The organism is Amycolatopsis sp. NPDC005003, assembly GCF_053600695.1.
The window spans coordinates 213,236-233,781 of record NZ_JBSGAI010000001.1 but is presented as its reverse complement, the minus strand read 5'-3'; the positions used below and the strand labels follow the sequence as shown (position 1 = coordinate 233,781).

Annotated in this window: 17 protein-coding genes; 9 read left to right on the top strand and 8 right to left on the bottom strand. The window is 71.7% G+C overall.

Going from position 1 to position 20,546, the window contains the following annotated elements; genetic code table 11:
* The first annotated feature begins 77 nt into the window (after positions 1 to 77).
* A complete protein-coding gene (locus ACWED2_RS01060; RefSeq protein WP_449688387.1) occupies positions 78 to 1,535 on the top strand; it encodes a flavin-containing monooxygenase in 1,458 nt (485 codons plus the stop codon).
* 52 nt (positions 1,536 to 1,587) lie between these two features.
* On the opposite strand, the gene ACWED2_RS01055 is transcribed toward ACWED2_RS01060, so the two are convergent.
* From ACWED2_RS01055 to ACWED2_RS01045, 3 genes are all read right to left on the bottom strand, one after another.
* Entirely contained in the window at positions 1,588 to 2,058 is a 471-nt protein-coding gene (locus ACWED2_RS01055) for a helix-turn-helix domain-containing protein (RefSeq protein ID WP_449688386.1), read from the bottom strand.
* Positions 2,059 to 2,237: 179 nt separating this feature from the next.
* Positions 2,238 to 3,911 carry an LCP family protein gene (locus ACWED2_RS01050; protein ID WP_449688385.1) on the bottom strand — a complete coding sequence of 558 codons (1,674 nt, stop codon included), beginning with the start codon at positions 3,909 to 3,911 and terminating at the stop codon, positions 2,238 to 2,240.
* Positions 3,912 to 4,054: 143 nt separating this feature from the next.
* Positions 4,055 to 6,208 carry a phospholipase A2 gene (locus tag ACWED2_RS01045; RefSeq protein ID WP_449688384.1) on the bottom strand — a complete coding sequence of 718 codons (2,154 nt, stop codon included), beginning with the start codon at positions 6,206 to 6,208 and terminating at the stop codon, positions 4,055 to 4,057.
* 164 nt (positions 6,209 to 6,372) lie between these two features.
* Here ACWED2_RS01045 and ACWED2_RS01040 point away from each other — a divergent pair, with 164 nt between their 5' ends.
* Positions 6,373 to 7,449, top strand: coding sequence for a hypothetical protein (locus ACWED2_RS01040; protein WP_449688383.1), 1,077 nt, complete (start codon positions 6,373 to 6,375; stop codon positions 7,447 to 7,449).
* Here the strand turns inward: ACWED2_RS01040 and ACWED2_RS01035 are convergent.
* Together ACWED2_RS01035 and ACWED2_RS01030 are read right to left on the bottom strand one after the other, a co-directional pair.
* Complete coding sequence (locus ACWED2_RS01035; RefSeq protein WP_449688382.1) at positions 7,427 to 8,842, bottom strand: GGDEF domain-containing protein; 1,416 nt, start codon at positions 8,840 to 8,842, stop codon at positions 7,427 to 7,429. The genes ACWED2_RS01040 and ACWED2_RS01035 overlap by 23 nt on opposite strands.
* Before the next feature lie 283 nt (positions 8,843 to 9,125).
* Entirely contained in the window at positions 9,126 to 10,373 is a 1,248-nt protein-coding gene (locus tag ACWED2_RS01030; protein ID WP_449688381.1) for an MFS transporter, read from the bottom strand.
* 304 nt (positions 10,374 to 10,677) lie between these two features.
* On the opposite strand from ACWED2_RS01030, the gene ACWED2_RS01025 reads away from it, so the two are divergent.
* A complete protein-coding gene (locus ACWED2_RS01025; protein ID WP_449688380.1) occupies positions 10,678 to 11,577 on the top strand; it encodes an SDR family NAD(P)-dependent oxidoreductase in 900 nt (299 codons plus the stop codon).
* On the opposite strand, the gene ACWED2_RS01020 is transcribed toward ACWED2_RS01025, so the two are convergent.
* Positions 11,574 to 13,430, bottom strand: a complete 1,857-nt coding sequence (locus ACWED2_RS01020) for an AMP-dependent synthetase/ligase (protein ID WP_449688379.1) — start codon at positions 13,428 to 13,430, stop codon at positions 11,574 to 11,576. The genes ACWED2_RS01025 and ACWED2_RS01020 overlap by 4 nt on opposite strands.
* Before the next feature lie 210 nt (positions 13,431 to 13,640).
* On the opposite strand from ACWED2_RS01020, the gene ACWED2_RS01015 reads away from it, so the two are divergent.
* The 5 genes from ACWED2_RS01015 to ACWED2_RS00995 all read left to right on the top strand — a co-directional run bounded on the left by ACWED2_RS01015 (position 13,641) and on the right by ACWED2_RS00995 (position 18,841).
* Positions 13,641 to 14,297: a transcriptional regulator gene (locus tag ACWED2_RS01015; RefSeq protein WP_449688378.1), complete on the top strand. Its 657-nt coding sequence runs from the start codon at positions 13,641 to 13,643 to the stop codon at positions 14,295 to 14,297.
* A 600-nt stretch (positions 14,298 to 14,897) separates the two neighbouring features.
* Positions 14,898 to 17,474, top strand: a complete 2,577-nt coding sequence (locus ACWED2_RS01010; RefSeq protein ID WP_449688377.1) for a sensor histidine kinase — start codon at positions 14,898 to 14,900, stop codon at positions 17,472 to 17,474.
* Positions 17,474 to 17,890: a roadblock/LC7 domain-containing protein gene (locus tag ACWED2_RS01005; RefSeq protein ID WP_043776694.1), complete on the top strand. Its 417-nt coding sequence runs from the start codon at positions 17,474 to 17,476 to the stop codon at positions 17,888 to 17,890. The genes ACWED2_RS01010 and ACWED2_RS01005 overlap by 1 nt, the downstream gene beginning before the upstream one ends.
* Complete coding sequence (locus ACWED2_RS01000; protein WP_310967127.1) at positions 17,887 to 18,258, top strand: DUF742 domain-containing protein; 372 nt, start codon at positions 17,887 to 17,889, stop codon at positions 18,256 to 18,258. Before ACWED2_RS01005 ends, ACWED2_RS01000 begins: the two co-directional genes overlap by 4 nt.
* Positions 18,239 to 18,841, top strand: coding sequence for a GTP-binding protein (locus ACWED2_RS00995; RefSeq protein ID WP_004561734.1), 603 nt, complete (start codon positions 18,239 to 18,241; stop codon positions 18,839 to 18,841). Before ACWED2_RS01000 ends, ACWED2_RS00995 begins: the two co-directional genes overlap by 20 nt.
* A gap of 22 nt (positions 18,842 to 18,863) precedes the next feature.
* Here the strand turns inward: ACWED2_RS00995 and ACWED2_RS00990 are convergent, their stop codons facing one another.
* The gene (locus ACWED2_RS00990; protein ID WP_449688376.1) at positions 18,864 to 19,298 is read right to left on the bottom strand and encodes a DoxX family protein; all 435 of its coding nucleotides are present in this window, start codon (positions 19,296 to 19,298) and stop codon (positions 18,864 to 18,866) included.
* A gap of 102 nt (positions 19,299 to 19,400) precedes the next feature.
* On the opposite strand from ACWED2_RS00990, the gene ACWED2_RS00985 reads away from it, so the two are divergent.
* A complete protein-coding gene (locus ACWED2_RS00985) occupies positions 19,401 to 19,868 on the top strand; it encodes an NUDIX domain-containing protein (protein WP_449688375.1) in 468 nt (155 codons plus the stop codon).
* Here ACWED2_RS00985 and ACWED2_RS00980 read toward each other — a convergent pair.
* Positions 19,858 to 20,505 carry an HAD family hydrolase gene (locus tag ACWED2_RS00980; protein WP_449688374.1) on the bottom strand — a complete coding sequence of 216 codons (648 nt, stop codon included), beginning with the start codon at positions 20,503 to 20,505 and terminating at the stop codon, positions 19,858 to 19,860. The two genes, ACWED2_RS00985 and ACWED2_RS00980, sit on opposite strands and share 11 nt — an antisense overlap.
* Positions 20,506 to 20,546 lie beyond the last annotated feature (41 nt).

Sequence of the window (20,546 nt, the reverse complement as noted above, 5' to 3'; positions counted from 1 at the left end):
GGTCACGGGTCGCACTCTACCGCTGGTAACCTACTCACAGTAAGATGGACGACGAGTAACAGGAACCCGGAGGCGTCATGGGCAACCGCACGGAGACCGGGGTCGTCATCGTCGGGACCGGCTTCTCCGGTCTCGGCATGGCGATCCAGCTGCGCAAGGAAGGCCGCGAGGACTTCGTCATCCTCGAAAAGGCCCACGACGTCGGCGGCACGTGGCGCGACAACAGCTACCCGGGCTGCGCCTGCGACATCCCGTCGCACATGTACTCGTTCTCCTTCGAGCAGAACCCGGGCTGGTCGCGGGCCTACTCGCCGCAGCCGGAGATCTGGCGGTACCTGCGCGAGGTCGCCGACAAGCACGACCTGCGCCGGTTCATCCGGTTCGGCCAGGAAATGACCGGTGCCCGGTGGGACGCCGAGGAGAACCGCTGGCACGTCGCCACAAGGGGCGGCGACGAGTTCACCGCGGCCGCCCTGGTCGCCGGGGTCGGCGCGCTCCACCTGCCGATGATCCCCGAGCTGCCCGGGATCGAGCGGTTCGAGGGCCCGGCCTACCACTCGGCGCGGTGGCGGCACGACGTCGACCTCGCGGGCAAGAAGGTCGCCGTCATCGGCACCGGTGCCAGCGCGGTCCAGTTCGTGCCGGAGATCGCGCCCGAGGTGGCGGAGCTGACGCTGTTCCAGCGGACGCCGCCGTGGATCATGCCGAAGGCCGACCACGAGATGTCCGGCCGCACGCGCGCGCTGTTCAAGGCGTTCCCGCCGGCCCAGCGCGCGTACCGCACGCTGCTCTACTGGCTGCTCGAAGCGCGGGCGATCGGCTTCAACGGCCAGTCGTGGGTGATGAAGCTCGGGCAGCGGATCGCCGAGCACCACATCGACCGCGCGATCAAGGACCCGCAGCTGCGGCGCAAGGTCACCCCGGATTACACGATGGGCTGCAAGCGCGTGCTCGTCTCCAACGACTACTACCCGGCGCTGGCGCGGGACAACGTCGACGTCGTGACCGACGGCGTGCGAGAGGTCCGCCAGCACAGCGTCGTCGACGCCGCGGGTGTCGAGCACGAGGCCGACGTCCTCATCTACGGCACCGGCTTCCACGTCACCGACGCCTTCGACGACCTGGAGATCATCGGCCGCGACGGGCGCAACCTCGGCAAGGAGTGGGCGACCGAGGGGATGCGCACGCACCTGGGCATCACCGTCGCCGGGTTCCCGAACCTGTTCTTCCTGCTCGGCCCGAACACCGGCCTGGGGCACAACTCGGTCGTGTTCATGATCGAGGCCCAGGTCTCCTACGTCGCCGAAGCGCTGCGGCTGGCCCGCGGCCGGGCGATCGAGCCGAAGCCCGAGGTGCAGGAGCGGTTCAACGCGCGGATCCAGCGCAAGCTCGCGAAGGGCATCTGGACCCGCGGGGGCTGCAAGAGCTGGTACCTGGACGCGAAGGGCGTCAACCGGACGATCTGGCCCGGCTTCACCTGGCGGTACTGGCTGGACACCCGGAAGGTGCGGCGCGAGGACTTCCTGGTCGGCTGACCCGGTCCGGGGCCCTCACCGAGGGAGGTGGTGAGGGCCCCGGCCCGGGGGATCAGCGGGAGGTGTAGCGGCGGAGGCGGCCGATCAGCTCCACGGTCGGCAGGCTGCACAGCTCGGCCATGCGCTCGAGGGCGGGCAGGTCGAGGGCGACCTCGGCGCCGCTCTGCTCGCCGGCCTGCCGCAGGCGGTCCTCGGCCCAGCGGCGCAGCGGCAGCAGGTCGGCCGGGGCGTCGGCGACGACCTTGCGCAGGTCGACGCGGACCCGGCCGGGCTCGTCGAGGAACACCCGGCGGTGCACCTTGGCCAGCAGGTCCTGGGGCAGCTCGTCCATCGCGACGCACAGCTCCACCAGGCGCACCACCGAGCACTGTCTGGTGCCCAGTTCGTAGGTGGCCAGCGTCTGCAGCGAGATCTCGCTCTGCAAGTGCTGGTTCAGCTCCTTGCGCGTCCACCCTCGGCTGCGCCGGAGCTTGCGGAGCTCGTCTCCGAGTATCCGCTGGTACTCCTCAGCGTCGATCAGCACATCAATGTCCCCTGCCGTGCGCTCCCACGGCACCGCACGAGCGTGAAGCTTCCCGTGCAGGTGCACCCTCACGTGTATGTAAGTGCGCTGGGGCCCGGCCCTTACGCGATTTCGCGCATGTCTTTGATACCGATTGCGCGAGTTAGGCCGAATGGGTTAACGATGGCTCGCTGACCGGCTCAGTTCACGCACGGAACGCCCTCGGCGGTGATCGGCTTCTCCTCGTCGGAGGAGGCCGGCGGGGGTGCGGCTGCCTGCGACGTCGCGCCCGCGGCGCCGGCGCCCGAGCTCGCGTCGGAGGTCGTGCCCTGGTAGTCGGCGCCGAGGAACACCGTCACGTGGCCCGCGGGCACGCTCTTGTCCTCTTGGATCGTCGGCGAGCCGCCGAGTGCGTCCGCGACGGCCTGGCCCTTGTCCTTGCCGCCCTTCGGCACCCAGATCACCGTGGTCTTGCGCGCGGTCGCGTTGGCCGTGTCGCCGGAGGTGAAGCCCTTGCTCTCGAGGGTCTTGGCGACGCCCGCCGCGAGTCCGGTGCGGCCGGAGGCGTTGCGGACGTCGACCGTGGTCGCCTTGTTCGCGGGGTCGGCCTGCTGGGCGGGCGGGGCCGACTGGCCCGGCTGCGGCCCGGCGAGGCCCTGCACGAACTGCTTCACCTCGACGGGGTCGACCTGGATGGCCGAGCCGTCTTCGGGGGTCTTGTAGTCGATGTTCTTCACCGGGATGGTGCGGAACTCGAGCTGGCCGCCGGTCAGGCCCTTCATCTGCTGGGCGAACCCGAGGATGTCCCAGTTCTGGTTGAGCACGACCGACTTCTTGATCGCCTCGATCAGGTCGTTGAGCTTGCCCGGGTTGGTCAGCGTTCCTGCCGAGAGCACCTTGCGCGCCATGCCGGCCATGAACACCTGCTGGCGGACGACCCGGTCGAGGTCGCCGTTGGGCAGGCCGTGGCGCTGCCGGACGAACTCGAGGGCTTCGACGCCGGAGATCGTGTGCTGGCCCTTGGTGAAGTTCGCGCCCGAGTACTGGTCCTTGACGTTGTTGTTCAGGCAGACGTCGACGCCGCCGATGGCCTTGGTGATCTCGCTGAAGCCGAGCAGGTTCACCGCGGCGTAGTTGTCGATCGTGGAGCCGGTGAGCTTCTGGACGGTCTCGATCAGCTCCTTCGCCCCGGCCTGGTTGGCCTTGACGTCGAGCTCCTTCGGATCGGTGACGCCCTGTTTCTGCAGGTCCTTGCGGGCCGCCAGCATCGCCCGCGCGTACGCCGAGTTGATCTTGTGCTTGCCGTAGCCGCCCGGGATGTCGACGTAGGCGTCGCGCGGCAGCGAGATCGCGACGGCCTTGCTGCCGTCGTTGGGGATGTGCACGAAGATCAGCGAGTCGGTGTTGAGCTCGCCGTCGGCGTCGCCGGCGCGCAGCTCGTCGAGCACCTCGCGCGGCAGCGGGTTGCCCTGGGCGTCGGTGCGGCTGTCCAGGCCGACCAGCAGGATGTCGCGGGCGCCGTCGGCGGGCTTCTCGCCACCGCCGCCGTCGCTGATCACGTTCGTGTAGTTGAGCCCGTTGACCAGGCCCTGCATGGCCGCCCAGGCGTACCCGGTGAGGCCCATCACCAGCAGCGAGACGACGGCCAGCGCGACCTTCGCGCCGCGGAAGGAGTTGCGGCGGGCGCGCGGGGCGGGGCGGGGCTGCCGGCGGCCGGACGGCGGCGGGGCGACGCGGCGCGCGTCCGCCGGCTCGCGGCGCGGTGCGGGGCGACGCGGCGGCGTACCGCGTCGTGCGTCGTCCCGGCCTGGCTCGTCCTGCCAGGGCCGGGCGGGGCGGCGGCCGCCTTGCCCGTTCCGAGGCGGGTGGTCCACGCGGGCGACTCCTCACTCCATCGATCGGGTGGTGCCAATGATGGGACGCATGGTGCTTCCCCTGGTTGCCGTAGCGTTACACATCCCCCTGTGAATGTGTTCCGTGCCACCCAGTTTCGCGCACGTCCGACGGTTTCGCCTGGTCACGACGCCGCGCTTGCCGGCGGCCGGGCCGGGATGAGCGTGCCGGCGGCGGCCAGCAGGGCGAACGCGGCCGTGACCGCGTGGAGCGTGACGCCGAGGAAGCCGGGCGTGCTGCCGTCGGCGGCGAACAGCAGCGAGGGCGCGCAGGCGAGCGCCGTGGCCAGCCAGGTGCCGGTGGCCGCGCCGGCCCCGATCCGGATCGTGTGCAGCAGGAAGACCCCGAGCAGCAGGTGCACCAGGCTCTGGATCGGGTCGAGCCGCAGGCCCAGCAGGTCGGCGTCGGCGGCCACCCCGCCGAAGCGGGTCAGCGCGAAGCCGAACACACCCAGCGTCGCGTAGCCGATGCCGAGCCCGGCCGCGGCCCGGGTGAGCACCGCCGTCCGGCGGCCGGGGTGGTCGGCCGCGCGCGGCTGCCGCGCACCGTGGGTGTGCCGTTCGAACCACCAGAAGACCAGCGTCGCGGGCACCGCGAGCAGCCCGACGGCGACCAGCGTGCGCGGTCGGATCAGCCAGCTGAGCCCGTCGGCGATCCGGCCGGGCAGGTACACCACGGCGACCAGCAGCAGCATCGCGGCGAGAAACGCCAGGTAGAGGCTCATCGGCGCGCGCAGGACGAGGCGGCAGGCGCGAGCGACACCGGGCCGGTCGCCGAGCCTGCCCAGCGGGCGGGCCAGCAGCCCGAGCACGCCAAGCTGGACCAGGCCGAGCAGCAGCACGCCCCACGGCGGGGCGGAGAACGCGGCGGGCGCGCCGGGGCTGCCGAGCAGGACGGGTGGCCCGTCCCGCAGGACGCTCATCCCGGCGAGCCCCGCGACCCCGGTGGCGGCGGCCGCGGCGAGCAGCCGCCGCGAAGGCCGGACACCGTCGGCGTGCGCGAAGGCGAGCTGCTGGGCGAGCAGGGCGATGGCGAACGTCGCCGCGTAGCGCGGCAACGGCGAACCGGACCAGCTCGCGGCCAGCTCCCCGACGGCGACCAGCGCGAGCAGCCCGGTGGCCGCGCTCACCGGCGCCCGGCGGTGCAGGGCCAGCAGCGGCGGCGCGCAGACGATCGTCAGCAGGTAGACGCCGAGCAGCCAGAGCGGGTGCAGTGCGATCCGCATCACCGTCGCGGTCGTGCCCGCCGGGCTGCCGAGGAGTTCGAGCGCGAGCGGCGTCAGCAACGCGACGACCGCGAAGATCAACGCCGGCCGCAGCAGCGGGCTCGCGCGTTCGGCCAGGTAGTGGCGGTAGCCACCGCCCGCTTCCTGCTCGGCGCGCCAGCCGGCCGCGTTGGCGTGGCCGCCGGCGAAGAAGATCAGCGGGGCGAGCTGGACGAGCCAGGTCAGCGGCCACAGCGTCGGCTCGGGGGCACCGGCCCAGTGCGCGAGCGCCGTCACCGACTCGCCGAGCAGCAGGAGGACGACCCCGCCGGCGCCGAGCAACGCCCACCGGCTGACCTCCGCGGGAGCGGCGGCGGGCACGGGCGCCCGCGGCTCGCGCCGGGCCCGCAGCCAGCCGCGCAGCCGGAAGACCAGCAGGCAGCCGATCACCAGCACCCCGGCGACCATCGGGCCGATCGGGTCGCCGACCGGCGGGCCCCAGCGCTGGTGCCACGAGTTGACGACCAGCCCGGCCGAGTAGAAGGAGGCGACGACCCGGCAGGTGAGCGCCGAGTTCATCGGGTTCAGGTCGCAGGCGTGGTGCATGTCGTAGGACAGCCGGTCGTCCAGCGCCTCCCGGGCCTCCGGGCCGAGCGGGTGGCCCTTGCGGTCGGCGTACCGGAGCAGGTCGTAGCCGAGGTCGTGAGCCTTGCACGGCACGGCGTAGTCCCACTTCGTGTTGTCGTCGCCCCACGGTGTCGAGCAGCCGCCGTCGACGTGCACGGCGCGGACCGTGCCATCGCGCGCCGGCATCGCGCCCGGGGTTACGCCGCTGAGCGCGGTGAAGTCCTTCGGCAGCCGGGCGAGCGCGTCGGGGTGCGGGCCGGGGTGGACCAGCGCCTCGACGGCGTTCTGCGCGGCCAGCACGTCACCGGTGGGCGGGCCCTGGTCCGGCGGCGACGGCGGCCGCGAGGCGATCAGCCCGAAGGCGAAGACGACCAGCAGGACGAGCAGCAGCCAGCCCGACGTCGACCAGGGTCGGCGGGTGCGGATCGGATCGGTCGGGGCCGGCATGGGTTCAAGGGTGCCAGCCCCGCCGTGGGGCCGACATGGGGATAACCGCAGTCTTGCCTTGCGGTTTCCCGCAGGCTGCCCGGACGGCTGCCCGTTCTTCCCTTCCGCGCCGGGGAGGACCTGGTGAGACTGGGGCGAGGGGGCGCGGCGACCAGGAGGCAGCAGTGCGCTCGACCGAGTTCGCCGTGCCCGCCGAGAACACCGTGCGCGCACTGCGCCGGCTCGCCCCCGGCGCCCGCCTGCGCACGCCGCGCACGCCGGAGCTGCGAGTGATCACCGAGGCGCTGCACGACTGCGCGCCGTCGGAGCTGGCCGCGGCCCATCCCGGGCCGGTCGCCGAGGCGGTGCTGGCCGCCCAGCTGCGGTCGCTCGACCGGGCGATGACCGGGTTCTTCGACGCGGGCCGTCCGGAGTCCGCCCGGCTGGTCAGGGCCGCCCGGTTCGGCAGAGTCCGCCCGCGGCGGCGCCTGCGCGACCGGCTGGAGACCGAGCCGGGCCTGCGCACGGCGGCGCTGGCCTGGGCCGAGGTGCGCGGGCACCGGATACTGGCGGGGGAACTGCGCGGGGTGCGCGAGACCCCGGACGAGGAGGACGGCCGGCGGGCGGCGGAGCTGGCGGTGGCGGAGCTGCTGCCGGAGGTCGACGCCGTGGCGCGCGGGCGGGAAGTGCTGCTGCCCTGGCCGGACCAGGGTGCGGGCGGACCACGCGCGGATGGCGATCCGCCCGGCTCGGAGGCCGGCGCGGGCGGGCCGGCCGGCCTCGGAAGCGGTGTGGCGGGGCGGTCGGGCTCGCCGTCCGGGTCGGGTGGCCCGACCGGCGGTGCGGACCGTCGATCCGGCTTGCCGTCGGGGCCGGGTGGCCGGCACCCCGGTGGCAGAGCCTTCCTGCACGCCCGCTCGGTGCGCCTCACCGACGACGGCTTCCAGGTCGACGTGCACGCCGACCCACCGGTCGAACTCGTCCGCGACGGCGACGGCCTCACCCTCCGCGCCCTGTGGTGGACCGGCCTCGGCCGGATCACCGACGACCTCGGCCACGAGTACCTCCTCCTGGCCGTGGACGACGCCGGCACCGGGACCGTCCGGCACTGGTGCCACCCCCGGCCCGCTCCCGGCGCGAGCGTCCTGCGGCTGGAGTCCGCCGGCTACCGGGGCGAACGGCTCCGGCTGGAACCCACCGCCGCCGGGAGCTCGACCGAGGTGCTCGTCAAGCTCGAACTCACCGTTCGGCTGGGGGCGTGACCGGGTCCGGGGCGAAGCAGACCTGGTCGCGGCCGTTCTCCTTCGCCAGGTAGACCGCCGCGTCGGCGGACTGGAGGAGGCGCTCGAGGGTGTCGCCGTGGCGGGGGTGGCGGGCCACGCCGATCGACGTCGTCCGGTCGGCGATGGTCGCCGGGTCGCCGCGCTTGTCCGTCGTCACCATGTGCAGCTTGGCGACCGCGATGCGGATGCGCTCGGCGGCGTCCCAGGTCGCCTCTTCGTCGATGTCCGGCAGCAGAACGAGGAATTCCTCACCGCCGAAACGGCCGACCAAGTCGCTCGGTCTGGTCACTTCGTCGAGCGTTTGCGCAACGGTGCGCAGCACGTCGTCGCCCGCCGGATGTCCATAGGTGTCGTTAATCCACTTGAAGTGGTCCAGATCGACCATCAGCAGCGCCAGTTGATCACCCGATCGAGCGGTCCGCTCAAGTGCCCGCTCGGCCGCCTCCGACCAGCCGCGCATGTTGAGAATGCCCGTTTTCGGGTCGGTCCGGACGTCGTTCTGGAGCTGATCGAGTTCGGCGAGGCGATTGAAGACGACGGTGACCACGGCCATCACCGCCACCATCGGCGGGACGGCGGCGAGCAGGATCGCGGTCACCGCGCCGAGGCCGATGGTGATCGCTTCGAGCATGTTGTCGGCCGGGCTCCCCAGCACGTTACGAACCGTGCGCCCGGCGGGGGATCCGAGCAGCAGGACCCCGCCCACGTACGCGATCTGGATCGCTTCGTAGATGGCCCCGGTGACGACGATGGTGCCGAACTCGCGGAGGAAGTCGCCCCACCCCGGACGGCCGAGCAGGTGCGGCCCGAGCGCCGTGTAGGTGAGGTGGGCGAGCGCGCCGGCCAGGCCGTGCGTGATGGACGAAAAAATGAAGTTGTGGGCCGGCCGTCGCGCGATGAACCAGTGTTGCAACCGGATCACGGCGATGACGAAAAGGATGAGCGGTACCGGCAGTATCATCGCCGCGGAAAACGTCCACACGGCGGTGAGGTCGATCAGCACCGTTTTGGTCCGGTTGCGCCGCCGTTCTTCCTGGCGCTGGGTCAGTTGAATGTGGACGGTGGCGCCGGCGGCCAGTATTGCGAAATTGATCCAGTCGTTTCCGGACGGAATCGGCGAGCGCGCGAACGAGACGGCGAGAACCGCGACCGCGACGGCTTCGGCCGTCAGCATGAACGCGACCTGCACCGGCCGGCGGCGCCAGAGCGCCCAGTTGCCCGGCCAGTACGCGTGGCGGCCCCGGGGACCACCGGTCGTGGTCGCGGGCGTACCGGTGGTCACGCCCGGCTCGGCAGCGCTTTCCGGCCGCGCCGCCTGCCCGCCGCCCGGTTCGCCTGGTGCGGCCGGGTCACCGTCCGGTCCTGGATGCAATTGGTCACCTCCTTTCCAGCCTAGTCTCGCCCTTGAGTAATCTCATCGGTACCTGGCAGAGTGTTCACGCATTCCGTGGCCGGGTACCATCCCACAGCAACGGACCGGCCAAGGTCCCGGAGTAACTGCCGGCGAACGCGGCGCAAAAGGTTCTGCGAGACTCCCCGCATGGAGGTGGCCCCCATGAGCAACCGCGACTTCTGAACCACCCTCGAATTGTCACCCGCGACGTCCGCGAATGCCATTCATGATCTTGGCCGTACCCGGAGGTGGGACCTGGCGCTCATGACGGCCACGGTTGCGGTTCCGTCCCGCCCACCCGGCGCCAGGCGAACGCCACCGGCACGGCCAGCAGCAGCCCCACCGCGCCGGCCAGCGCGATGGTCGTGTGCGCGGAACCCACTGCCTGCGCGACCAGCCCGCCCAGGCCGACGCCCACGCCCTGGGCGACCCGCAGCCCGGTCCGGTACAGGCCGCCCGCGCTGCCCCGGATGTCGTTCGGCACCCACGTGATGAACGTGGCCGACACGGTGATGACGTACGCGCCCGTCGCGCCCGCCAGCGCGAGCAGGAGCAGCGCGCCCGCCAGGTTCGGCCGCAGCGCGAACGCCGCCAGCGCGGCCAGCGGCAGCGCGGCCAGCACACCCAGCAGCTTGCGGCGGTGCTCGGTCGTGACGAACCGCGAGAGCAGGAACGTCCCGGCGACGAAGCCCAGCGGGTCGGCGGCCAGCAGCCAGCCGACCGCCTGGTCACCCGCGTCGAGCTGCGCGGCGAGCGGCGCCGCGAGGCCTTCCGGGATCACCGCCAGGCCGACGAGCCAGGACAGGTAGAGCAGCACCCGCAGCCGTTCGTCGCCGAAAACCTGCCGGACGGCGCCGAACCACGGGGCGCCGCCATTGCCCGCGGCCGGCCGGCGCAGCACCAGCAGCCGCACGGCGACGGCGGCCACCAGGAACGTCAGCGCGTCGATCGCCAGCGCCCACGACGTCCCGATCGTGGTCACCAGCAGCCCGCCGGCGGCCAGGCCGGCCAGCATCGCGGTGTTGTTCGTGATCCCGCGCAGGTCCTGGCTCTGCAGGTAGACGTCGTCGCCGGCGAAGATCTCGCGGCCGAGCGCGTTCTGCGCCGCGTTGCCGGGCGCGTTCGCCAGCCTGGCGAGGACGAAGAGCGCGAACACCCAGCCCATCGGCATCCCGGGCAGGGCCATCAGCCCGATCAGCACGGCCTGCGCGAGCGAGCCGGCCACCAGCACCGCGCGGCGGGGGAACCGGTCGGCGAGCTGGGACAGCCCGAGCCCGCCGGCGAGCGCGGGCAGGAACGTCAGCGAGTAGACGACGGCCGAGAGCAGCGGCGAGCCGGTGCGCTCGAACGTGAGGATGGCCAGCGCGACGATGGTCAGCTGGTCACCCAGCATCGACTGCGTTTCGGCGAACCACAGCGCGCGGAACTCGCGGTTGGCCAGGACGGCCCGGAGCCGGGGTTTCGCGCGTGTTGTCACCTCGTCACCACCGTCCCCCGATCGAGTGAACATGAACCGTCCGCATTGTGCCTCTCCGGTGACGACCCCATCCGGGGGAGTCACGGTCGGCCACCGGGAAGCACCCACAGTATGCCGCCGGTTACGCCCCGGTGTCGCCGGAAACCGCCTCCGGTCACCCCCTCGTGACCGGCCCGCGGGTACGTCCCGACTGATCGATCCGGACTCGCTCGGCGCAAGGCGGCGGCCGCTCGTCGTCGCGCCGATGCCGCGTTGGACCGAATGGGCCAAGACTGGAGAGTGAGCCGGCCGGGGTGGACGGACCGCGCGCCGCCGGCGCTGCAGATCGGGGAGAGCAATGGACGGGTTGATGCAGGGCAAGGCGGTCGTGGTCACCGGTGCGGGCCGGGGCCTTGGCGAGGCGTTCGCGGTGCACGTCGCGCGCGAGGGCGGGGCGGTGGTGGTCAACGACGTCGACGCCGAGCTGGCGGAGCGGACCGCGGAGAACATCCGCGCGCACGGCGGCCGCGCCGTCGCGAGCGGGCACAGCGTGGCCGAGGCGGGCGAGGCGCAGGAGATCGTCGACCTCTGCGTCAAGGAGTTCGGCGGGATCGACGGGCTGGTCAACAACGCGGGGCTGAACTACGAGGCGCTGCCCTGGGAGGACGACGCCGAGCAGGCGCGGGAGCTCGTCGCGGTCAACGTCCTCGGCGTGGTGAACACCGGCCTGGCCGCGATCAAGGCGATGGTCGACGCCGGCACGGGCGGCTCGATCGTCAACATCTCCTCCGGCGCATCGCTCGGGCAGCGCAAGCTCGGCGTGTACGCGGCGAGCAAGGGCGCGGTCGCCTCCCTCACCTATTCCTGGGCGCTCGACCTCGAAGACGTCGGGATCCGCGTGAACGCCGTCTGCCCGCTCGCGCACACCCGGATGGTGTGGAAGTCCGAACGCTCGCTGCGCGCCTGCCCGCCGGACCGCACGCCGTCGCGGATCGCGCCGGTCGTGCTGTTCCTGCTCGGCGAGGGCTCGCAGGGCATCACCGGCCAGATGATCCGGTGCAACGGCCCGCAGCTGCACATCATGGGCCAGCCGTTCCTCAAGCAGCCGATCCTCGAGCGCCCGGTGTGGGACACCGAGACCGTGCAGAAGGCGTTCGACGAGGTCTTCTCCGCCCACCTGGAGAACTACGGCCTGGAGAAGCGCGTCCCGCCGCGGCTGCGCAAGTGGACGGAGACGACCTCGCCGCGCACCGCCTAGGCGCCGGCGGCCGGCTCCGGGTCGCGGGTGGCCGCGTAGAGGGCCTCGATGTCGGCCGAATACCGGTCGTTGATCACCCGGCGCTTGAGCTTGAGCGTCGGGGTCAGCTCGCCGGACTCGGGCGTCCACGCCTTCGGCAGCACGTGGTAGCGCTTGATCTGCTCGATCCGCGCGAGCCTGCTGTTGGCCGACTCGACCGCGCGTTCCAGCTCGGCCCGCACCGCGGGGTGCGCGGCGAGCTCGTCCGGGGACGCCTCGACGCCGTTCGCCGCCGCCCAGCCGGGGGCGATTTCGTCGTCGAGCACGATCAGCGCCGTCACGTACGGCCGGTCGTCGCCGATCGCGACCGCCTGGCCGATCAGCGGGTGCTCCTTGAGCAGGCTCTCGACGCGGGTCGGCGCGATGTTCTTGCCGCTCGAGGTGATGATCAGTTCCTTCTTGCGGTCGGTGATCGTCACGAAGCCGTCTTCGTCGATCGTGCCGATGTCGCCGGTGGCGTACCAGCCGTCGGCGTCGGTGGCGTCGGCGATCGTGCCGTCGTCCTGGAGGTAGCCGAGGAAGACGATCGGGCCGCGCACCAGCAGCTCGCCGTCCTCGGCGACCTTCACCTCGACGCCTTCGAGCGGCTTGCCGACGGTGCCCGCGCGGAAGTTCGAGCCGGAGTTGGACGTCGCCGCGCCCGTCGTCTCGGACAGTCCCCAGACCTCGCAGATCTCGATGCCGAGCCCGGCCAGGAAGTAGATGATCTCCACCGGGATGGCGGCCGCGCCGCTGGAGGCGACGAGCACCTTGTCGAACCCGAGCAGGGCACGCACCGGCGCCAGCACGGCCTCGTCGGCCTGCCGGATCCTCTCGGCCAGCTCCGCGGGCACCGGCTGCCCGGTGCTGCGCAGCTTGTAGCCCTGCTGCAGCAGCTCGTTCGCCTGCAGCAACGCGGTGCGCCGGTCCTCCGGCACGGCGCCGAGCATGTTCTTGAGCCCGGCGACCATCTTCTCCCACACGCGCGGGACGCCGAAGAAGCTCTGCGGGTGCACCCTGGCGAGCGCGCCGGCGACCGCGGTCGGGTCGGCGAGCGTGTGCACGTGCCCCGCCCAGATGATCGGCAGGTAGATCGACAGCTGCCGCTCGGCGATGTGCGCCAGCGGCAGGTACGCGATGTTCGTCGCGTGCATCGGCGGGTGGTGCAGCTCGGTGACGGCGTACCCCTGGTGGAGCGCGTTGCGGTGCGAAAGCACGACCCCCTTCGGGTCGCCGGTGGTGCCGGAGGTGTAGATCATCGACAGCGGGTCGTCCGGCTTGATGTCCTGCCACGACCGTTCGAACGCGTCCGGGTCGGCGGCAAGCGCCTCCCGGCCCTGGGCCCGGAGCGCGGCGAGGGAAAGGAAGCGGTCGTCGCCTTCGGGGATCGCGGTCTCGTCCATGACGACGAGGTGGCGCAGCGCCGGCAGGTCGTCGAGCACCGGTCGCCAGCGCGCCAGCTCGTCCGCCCCGCCGAGCACCACGACCGGCGCCGCGCTGTGCCGCGCGACGAACCGGATCTGGTCCGGGCTGAGGGTGGCGTAGGCGGTGCAGGGGATCGCGGACAGGTGCGTCGCGGCGAGGTCGGCGACGATGTGGTCCGGGCAGCCGGGTGCCATGATCAGCATCCGGTCACCCGCGGCGAGCCCGAGGCCGGCCAGCCCGCGGGAGACCTCGGCGATCGCGGTGCGGAACTCCAGCCAGGTCAGCGTCGGCTGTCCTTCGATGTCGAGCGAGGTGATCGCCGGCAGGTCCGGGTACTCGACCGCGTTGCGGTGCAGCAGCCGCGGGATCGTCTGGCCTTCGGTCTGCTCGGCGACGGGCGGGGTGGTCAACGCTGGCCTCCTCGGTGCTCCGGATGGGGGGCTCCGGATGGCCAGACTGTAAGCGCTCCCGGCGCAGGTGGATAGAGAATCGCGGCCACGTCAAGCGTCGCCGTCGAACCGGACAAAGCGGTCAGGTTTCCACGACTGTCCACTGTGTACGCGGGCGTCCGCGGGGGAATCGCGCTTCAATGGAGTGGCCACGGACACCTGGGGGTACCGATGACGCACTCCGCCCGCAAGCTGCTCGAAGAGATCCAGGCCGAACTCGCCCCGCGCGACGGCGACAACCGGCTCGTGCCGCCGATCGCCGCGGGCCGGGCGCCGCGCGCGGTGTTCGCCGCGCTCGCCGCGGAGGAGAAGCTGATCACGCTCAGCGACTGGCGGAGCTTCCACGCGCTGGCCGCCCGGGCCGACGAGCCGAACGCGCGCACCTTCTTCGGCGGGCTCGCGCCGGGTGAGCAGCAGGCGAACGCGATGCTGGACGGGTTGCTCGCGGCGACTGGTCCGGACCACGGAAAGGAACTGCCGCGCGCGGGCTGCCAGGTCTACCCGGCCTACGTCGCCTGGCTCGCGCTGAACGGCGAGTCGTCGGCGACCGCGGCGGGGATCTTCGCCAATTTCGCGGCCTTCGGCCGGTACTGCCGGGACGTCGCCGCGGGCATGCGCGAGCACTACGGCTTCACCGACGAGCAGTGCGCGTTTTTCGACTTCTTCGCCGCGGACGTTCCGGAAATTGAAGAACAAGCGCTCGCCGCGATCCAGGCGGGCCTCGACGCGCACCGGCTCGACGAACGCGAGGCGCACCGCTGCGCGCGGCTGTTCCAAAGCTACGAGCTGCTGTTCTGGAACACGTTGGCCGACGAGTTCCCGGGCTGACGGACCCCGCGCCGCCGCGGAACCGGTTCCAGCGGCGAGCGCAGCGTGATCAACCGGTTGCGGATGCGGAATGCCGGGAATTCCGGCTCCCTCTCCGGGGAATCCGCGGCTGTGCGCGGAAATCCTGCCCATTCCGCTTTTTCACGACCGTCCATCCCGGACGAAGAGGGAGTCCCGGGTCGCCGGCGCGGCTCCGTGATGTTTGTCACCGAACGATCCGGCGCTGTCGTACGTAGAGGGCGCCGGCCGGGATCCGCGAGGCCTCCGGAAGCGCTCCCAGTGCTCACATACGTACAGGGAACGAAAGTTGCCCTGCGACGAACGTCACGACTTACGGTGGTGGACTTTCGAAGCGCAGGCAGCGAGTGTGGACGGATCACCGTTCCAAGATCACGTTCTCGCCACGGACTTGACGCGCCCTGGAGGGCTGCCTAACGTCGTCGCGGGCGAAGCAGACCACGGTGATGTTGATCCGGCTGGTCGGAATCCGGGTGTTGACCGCCTCGGGCGACCCGAAACCATGTACTGCCGGAAGGAAAACGGACCCAGGTGAAGCAGATTTCTCTTCGACGCAACCGGGGATCCTCGATTCGGAAGCGCGTGCTCACGATCGCGCTGATCCCCAGCGTGGCCCTGCTGCTGGTCGGCGTGACTCTCGCGGGCTACCTCATCTACAACGCGGTCACGGACCGCGACTACACGACCCGGCTCCGGAACGCGGAAGCCCCGGCGATCCCCTTCTTCGCCGCACTGCAAGTCGAGCGGCAGGCCAGCCTGGCGCTGGTGGCGGGGCAGAGTTCCGCGCGGGCGGTGCTCGCTCAGGCCAGGCCCAAGACCGACGCCACAGCGGCCAAGGTGCTCGAGTTCCTCAAGAACGACTTCGCCGACCGTTCGGACACCCCGGCGAGCGTGCAGCGGAACATCGCCACGTTCTTCGGGCTTTTCCAGCAGCTGCCGCAGACCCGCCAAGCGGTGGACAGTGGCCAGATCCAGATCGGCCAGGCGTTCAAGTACTACAACCAGATGCTGGATCAGTTCACCGACGGCGTGGCCGGGCTGACCCAGAACACGAACGGTGCGCAGAACGCCTTCGACCGGCTCAACTCCATCCCGTTGTTCACCGCCGCGGACGCGATGCAGCGCAGCGACGCCCTCGCGACGGCCGGTCTGGCCGCGGGTGGGCTGAGCGACGACGACTTCCGCGCCTACACCGCTCAGGTCGGTGCCTACCACGTGCAGCTGGCAGCGTCGGCGCCGAAGCTCATCCCCTCGGTGAAGGCGAAGTTCGACGAGCTGATGGCCAGCCAGGCCTGGCAAACGGTGAACCAGGTCGAGAGCGCGTTCGCGCGTGGTGACCTGAAGAAGCTGCCGGTGCCTCAGGACCAGTGGCGGACCGCTGCCGGCCAGGTCGGCGGCGCCCTGATGGGCATCTTCGTGGCGCAGCACACGAACTTCAGCCAGCAGGCCATCAACGACGCCGACTCGACCTTCACCCAGTCGTTGATCGCCGGTGTGGCCGCGGTCCTGTTCGCGGTCTTCGTGGTCTTCGTCGCCGTCCGGCTGTCGAACCGGCTCATCGGCCGCCTGCACCGGCTGCGCGAGGACACCCTCGACGCGGCCGAAGTCCGGCTGCCCGAGCTGGTCGCCCGGGTCCAGGCCGGCGAGCCCGTCGACCTCGAAGAGGGCGGGCACTTCCTCGACCACGGCACCGACGAGATCGGCCAGGTCGCCGACGCGTTCAACAAGGCGCAGCAGACCGCCATCGCGGCCGCGATCGACGAGGCGAAGACCAAGGAGGGCACCAAGACGGTGTTCCTCAACATCGCCCACCGCAGCCAGGTCATCGTGCACCGCCAGCTCAAGGTGCTCGACCAGGCCGAGCGCAAGCAGGAGGACCCGGAGCAGCTGGACACCCTGTTCCAGCTCGACCACCTCTCCACCCGCGCCCGCCGCAACGCCGAAAACCTGATCATCCTCGGCGGCGGGCAGCCGGGCCGGCAGTGGCGCAACCCGGTCGGGCTGGCCGAGCTGGTCCGCGGCGCGTCCGCCGAGACCGAGGACTTCGCGCGGGTCAAGACGGCGGTGCTGCCGCAGATCGCCATCCGCGGCCCGGTCGTCGGCGACCTCGTGCACCTGCTGGCCGAGCTGATCGACAACGCGACGTCGTTCTCGCCGCCGCAGTCGCGGGTCGAGATCCGCGGCAACGTGGTCGGCAAGGGCGTCGTGATCGAGGTCGAGGACCAGGGCCTCGGGCTCGAGCCGGACCAGACCGAAGAGATCAACGCGATGCTGGCCGACCCGCCGGACTTCGGGATCATGGCGCTGTCGGACGAGCCGCGCCTCGGCCTGTTCGTGGTCGCGCGGCTGGCCGCCCGCCACGGCATCCAGGTGCACCTGCGTGAGTCGGCCTACGGCGGCACCCGGGCCATCGTCCTGGTGCGCACCGACCTGCTGGCCCCGCTCGCCGAGAACGAGCCGGAGCAGCCGATCACCCCGCCGAAGCCGGAACTCGTGCCGAACCCGGCCGAGCCGGAGACCACGGCGAACGACGAGGTCACGCCGCTCAGCCGGCCGGTGCGCCGCCAGGCCCGGCACCGCACCGAGCCGCCGGTGGCCGTGCCGCCGGCACCGCCGACGGCTCCCGCCCCGGTCGTGACCCAGCCGGCCACGCCCGTGCCGCCGATCTCCGTCCCGCCGGTCACCGTTGCGCCGCCCAACTCGGACCGGTTGCCGGTCTCGCAGCCGCCGTCCGCGCCGACGCCGGTCCCGGTCGGGTCCGTGTCGGAGCCGGTGAGCCAGCCGACCCAGGCCCAGCCGGTGGCCGCGGTCCGGCCGCCCGCCCCGCCCGTCCGGACCTCGCGCCCGGCGCGGCCGGCCGCGCAGCAGCCGGTGTGGCCGCCGCAGGAGCCGCGGGCCGCGGCGACGCCGGAGAGCCGGCCGCAGCAGCCGCGCCGCCCGGAGGCCCCCGGCCGGCCGCCGCTGCCGCAACGGCGACGCCAGCAGAGCCTCGTTCCTCAGCTGCGGGAAGACAAGCCCGCGACCGCGGAGCGCGAAGAGGTCCGGCTGGATTCCCCGGAGGTGGCCCGCAGCAGGCTGTCCGCCTTCCAGCAGGGCACCCGCCGGGCCCGTGACGAAGACTTTTCCGAGAACGACGACAGGTACGGAGAGCGCGAGTAATGGTCAACTCAGGCGCCCACGAGCTCGACTGGCTGCTGGACGACCTCGTCAAGCGGGTCGCCGGGGCGGACCGGGCGGTGGTGCTGTCCTCGGACGGCCTGCTCATCGGGAGGTCCGGCAACCTTTCCGAGGAGGACGCCGAACACCTGTCCGCGGTGGCTTCGGCGTTCCAGAGCCTGGCCCGCGGCACCGGGCGGCACTTCGGCGGCGGCAACGTCCGCCAGACGATGGTCGAGATGGACCACGCGTTCCTGTTCGTGACGGCGGCCGGGCGAGGCGCCTGCCTCGCCCTGCTGGCCCGTGAAGACGCGGACATGGGGCTGGTCGCGTACGAGATGAACCTGATGGTGAAGCGGGTCGGCCAGGTGCTGACCTCCGCCCCGCGGACCGCCGGCGCGCAGCCCACTGCGCCATGAGCCCACGGCACGAAGCCTGGTTCGACGACGAGGCCGGCCCGCTGGTCCGGTCCTACGCCGTCACGGGTGGGCGCACGCGGTCGGATACGCTCGGGCTCGACCTGATCACGCTGGTGGTCGCGCTGCGCACCGCGCACGAGGCGGGCATGCTCGAACCGGAGTACGCCCGCATCATCGCCCTGTGCCAGCGGCCGGTCTCGGTGGCCGAGGTGGCCGCCAGGGTCGATCTCCCGCTGCCCGTGGTGAAGGTGATGCTCAGCGACCTCATCGAGCAGAACCTGGTGCTGTTCCGTACCGCGGCACCGGTCCAGGAAACTCCCAACCGACACGTATTGCAGGCGGTTCTTGATGGCATCCGGAAACTCTGACCCCCGGCGGAACCTGACCGCGACCGCGGTCAAGGTACTCATCGCCGGCGGGTTCGGGGTCGGCAAGACCACGATGGTCGGTTCGGTGAGCGAAGTGCCGCCACTGCGGACCGAAGAGGTCATCACCACCGCGTCCGAAGGTGTCGACGACCTGTCCGGCGTCGAGCAGAAGACCACCACGACGGTCGCGCTCGACTTCGGCCGCATCACGATCAACCCGGACCTGATCCTGTACCTGTTCGGTACGCCGGGTCAGGACCGGTTCTGGTTCATGTGGGACGAGCTGGCCGAAGGCGCGCTCGGCGCCGTCGTGCTGGCCGACACGCGCCGGCTCGACAGCTGCTTCGCCGCGGTGGACTTCTTCGAGCGCCGCAACCTGCCGTTCGTCGTCGGCGTGAACTGCTTCGACGGCGCGTACCGCTACGGCACGGAGGAGGTCCGGCAAGCGCTCGACGTCGGCATGGACGTCCCGCTGCTGCTGTGCGACGCCCGGGAGCGGGAGTCGACGAAGCAGGTGCTGACCAGCCTGATGGAACACGTGATGGCGCGGTCCGACCTCGCGGCCGCCCAGGGCGGCTACTAGATCGGACCGCGTCCGGCCGGCTTCAGCGCTTGATCAGGTTGTCGAGCGCGAAGCGGCCCGGGCCGATCGCGGCGAACAGCAGGAAGACCCACGAGTAGACCGCGGCGGGCTCGCCCATGTTCTGCAGCGGCAGCAGGCCCATCGGCGCGTGCACGGTGAAGTAGGCGTAGGCCATCACGCCCGACAGCAGGATCGCGGCGGGCCGGCTGGCGAGCCCGGCGAGCAGCAGCGCGGCGCCCACGAGTTCGAGAATGCTGCCCCACCACCCGGGGAACGAGCCGAACGGGACGCCGCCGCCCTGGCCGTCGATCCCGCCGAAGAGGCCGAACCCCTGCAGGCCGTGGCAGCCGAACAGGAACGAGATCACGATCCTGCTCGCGCCGACCACGATGCCGGTGACCTTGGCCTTGGCCGGGGCGGCGACGGTCTTGGTTTCGCGGGCGATGGTGGCGGTCATGGTGGGTTCCTTCCCTGGGTTCCGCTTGCCTTCTGCCTACGCGTCGATCGGGCCCCGGCGGGTTTCGACACCTCCGCGGAAAAATCTTGGGAGACTTTCTCCATGGCGGGCAAACAGAGTGCCGGGCTCCTGCTCTACCGAGGCCGGGGCGACGACGTCGAGGTGCTGCTCGGGCACATGGGCGGGCCGTTCTGGGCGAAGAAGGACGCGGCCGCGTGGTCGCTGCCCAAGGGCGAGCTCGACCCGGACGAATCCCCGGAGAAGGCGGCCCGGCGGGAGTTCGAGGAAGAGCTCGGGTTGCCCGCGCCCGACGGCGAGTACGTCGAGCTGGGCGTGGTGAAGCAGTCGGGCGGCAAGGTCGTCACGGCGTGGGCGGTCGAGGCCGACCTCGACCCGGCGGCGGTGGTGCCCGGGACGTTCACCATGGAGTGGCCGCCGCGCTCGGGCCGTCAGCAGGAGTTCCCCGAGGTCGACCGGGTTGCCTGGTTCTCGCTGCCGGACGCCCGGGAGAAGCTGGTGAAGGGCCAGCTGCCGTTCTTGGAGCGGCTGCTGGCCCTGGTCACCGGCTGAGCAGGGCTTCCAGTGGCTTGGCGGTGAAGGACGGCAGCACGACGTCCGCCTGCCCGAAGTCGAGGCTCCGGGTGATCGCGTTCGGCACGGCGACGCAGGTCAGGCCGGCGGCCTTGGCGGAGGTGACGCCGTGCGGGGTGTCCTCGAAGGCGATGGCGTCCGGCGCCGCGGTGCCGAGTGCGTCGAGGGCGGCCAGGTAGAGGTCGGGGTCGGGCTTGGCGTTGTGCAGGTCCCCGGTGAGGACGGCGTCGAAGTAGTGGTCGATGCCGAGCCGTTCGAGGTGCGGGTTCACCCAGGCCCCGGACGAGCTGGAGGCGACGGCCAGCTTGATGCCCTTCTCCCGCGCGGTGTCGAGGTAGGCCCGGACCCCTTCGCGCGGGCCGAGGTCCTCGAGGAGCCGGAGGACGTGCGCTTTCGTGATCGGCCGCAGCGCCTCGGGGTCGATGCCCGGGGCGTGCTCGGCGAGCAGGGCGAACATGGCGGGCGTGGTGTGCTGGGTACCGATGACGGCGTACCAGGCGTCCAGGGGGAGTTCGGTGCCGTGTTCGCGGAACACGGCCTGCCAAGCCTGCAGGACGGCGGATTCGGTGTCGGCGAGGGTGCCGTCGAAGTCGAAGACCAGGGCGCGGGTGGGCACGCCTGCACCCTGCCCGCTCCCTGATCGTTCAGGCAAGCGAG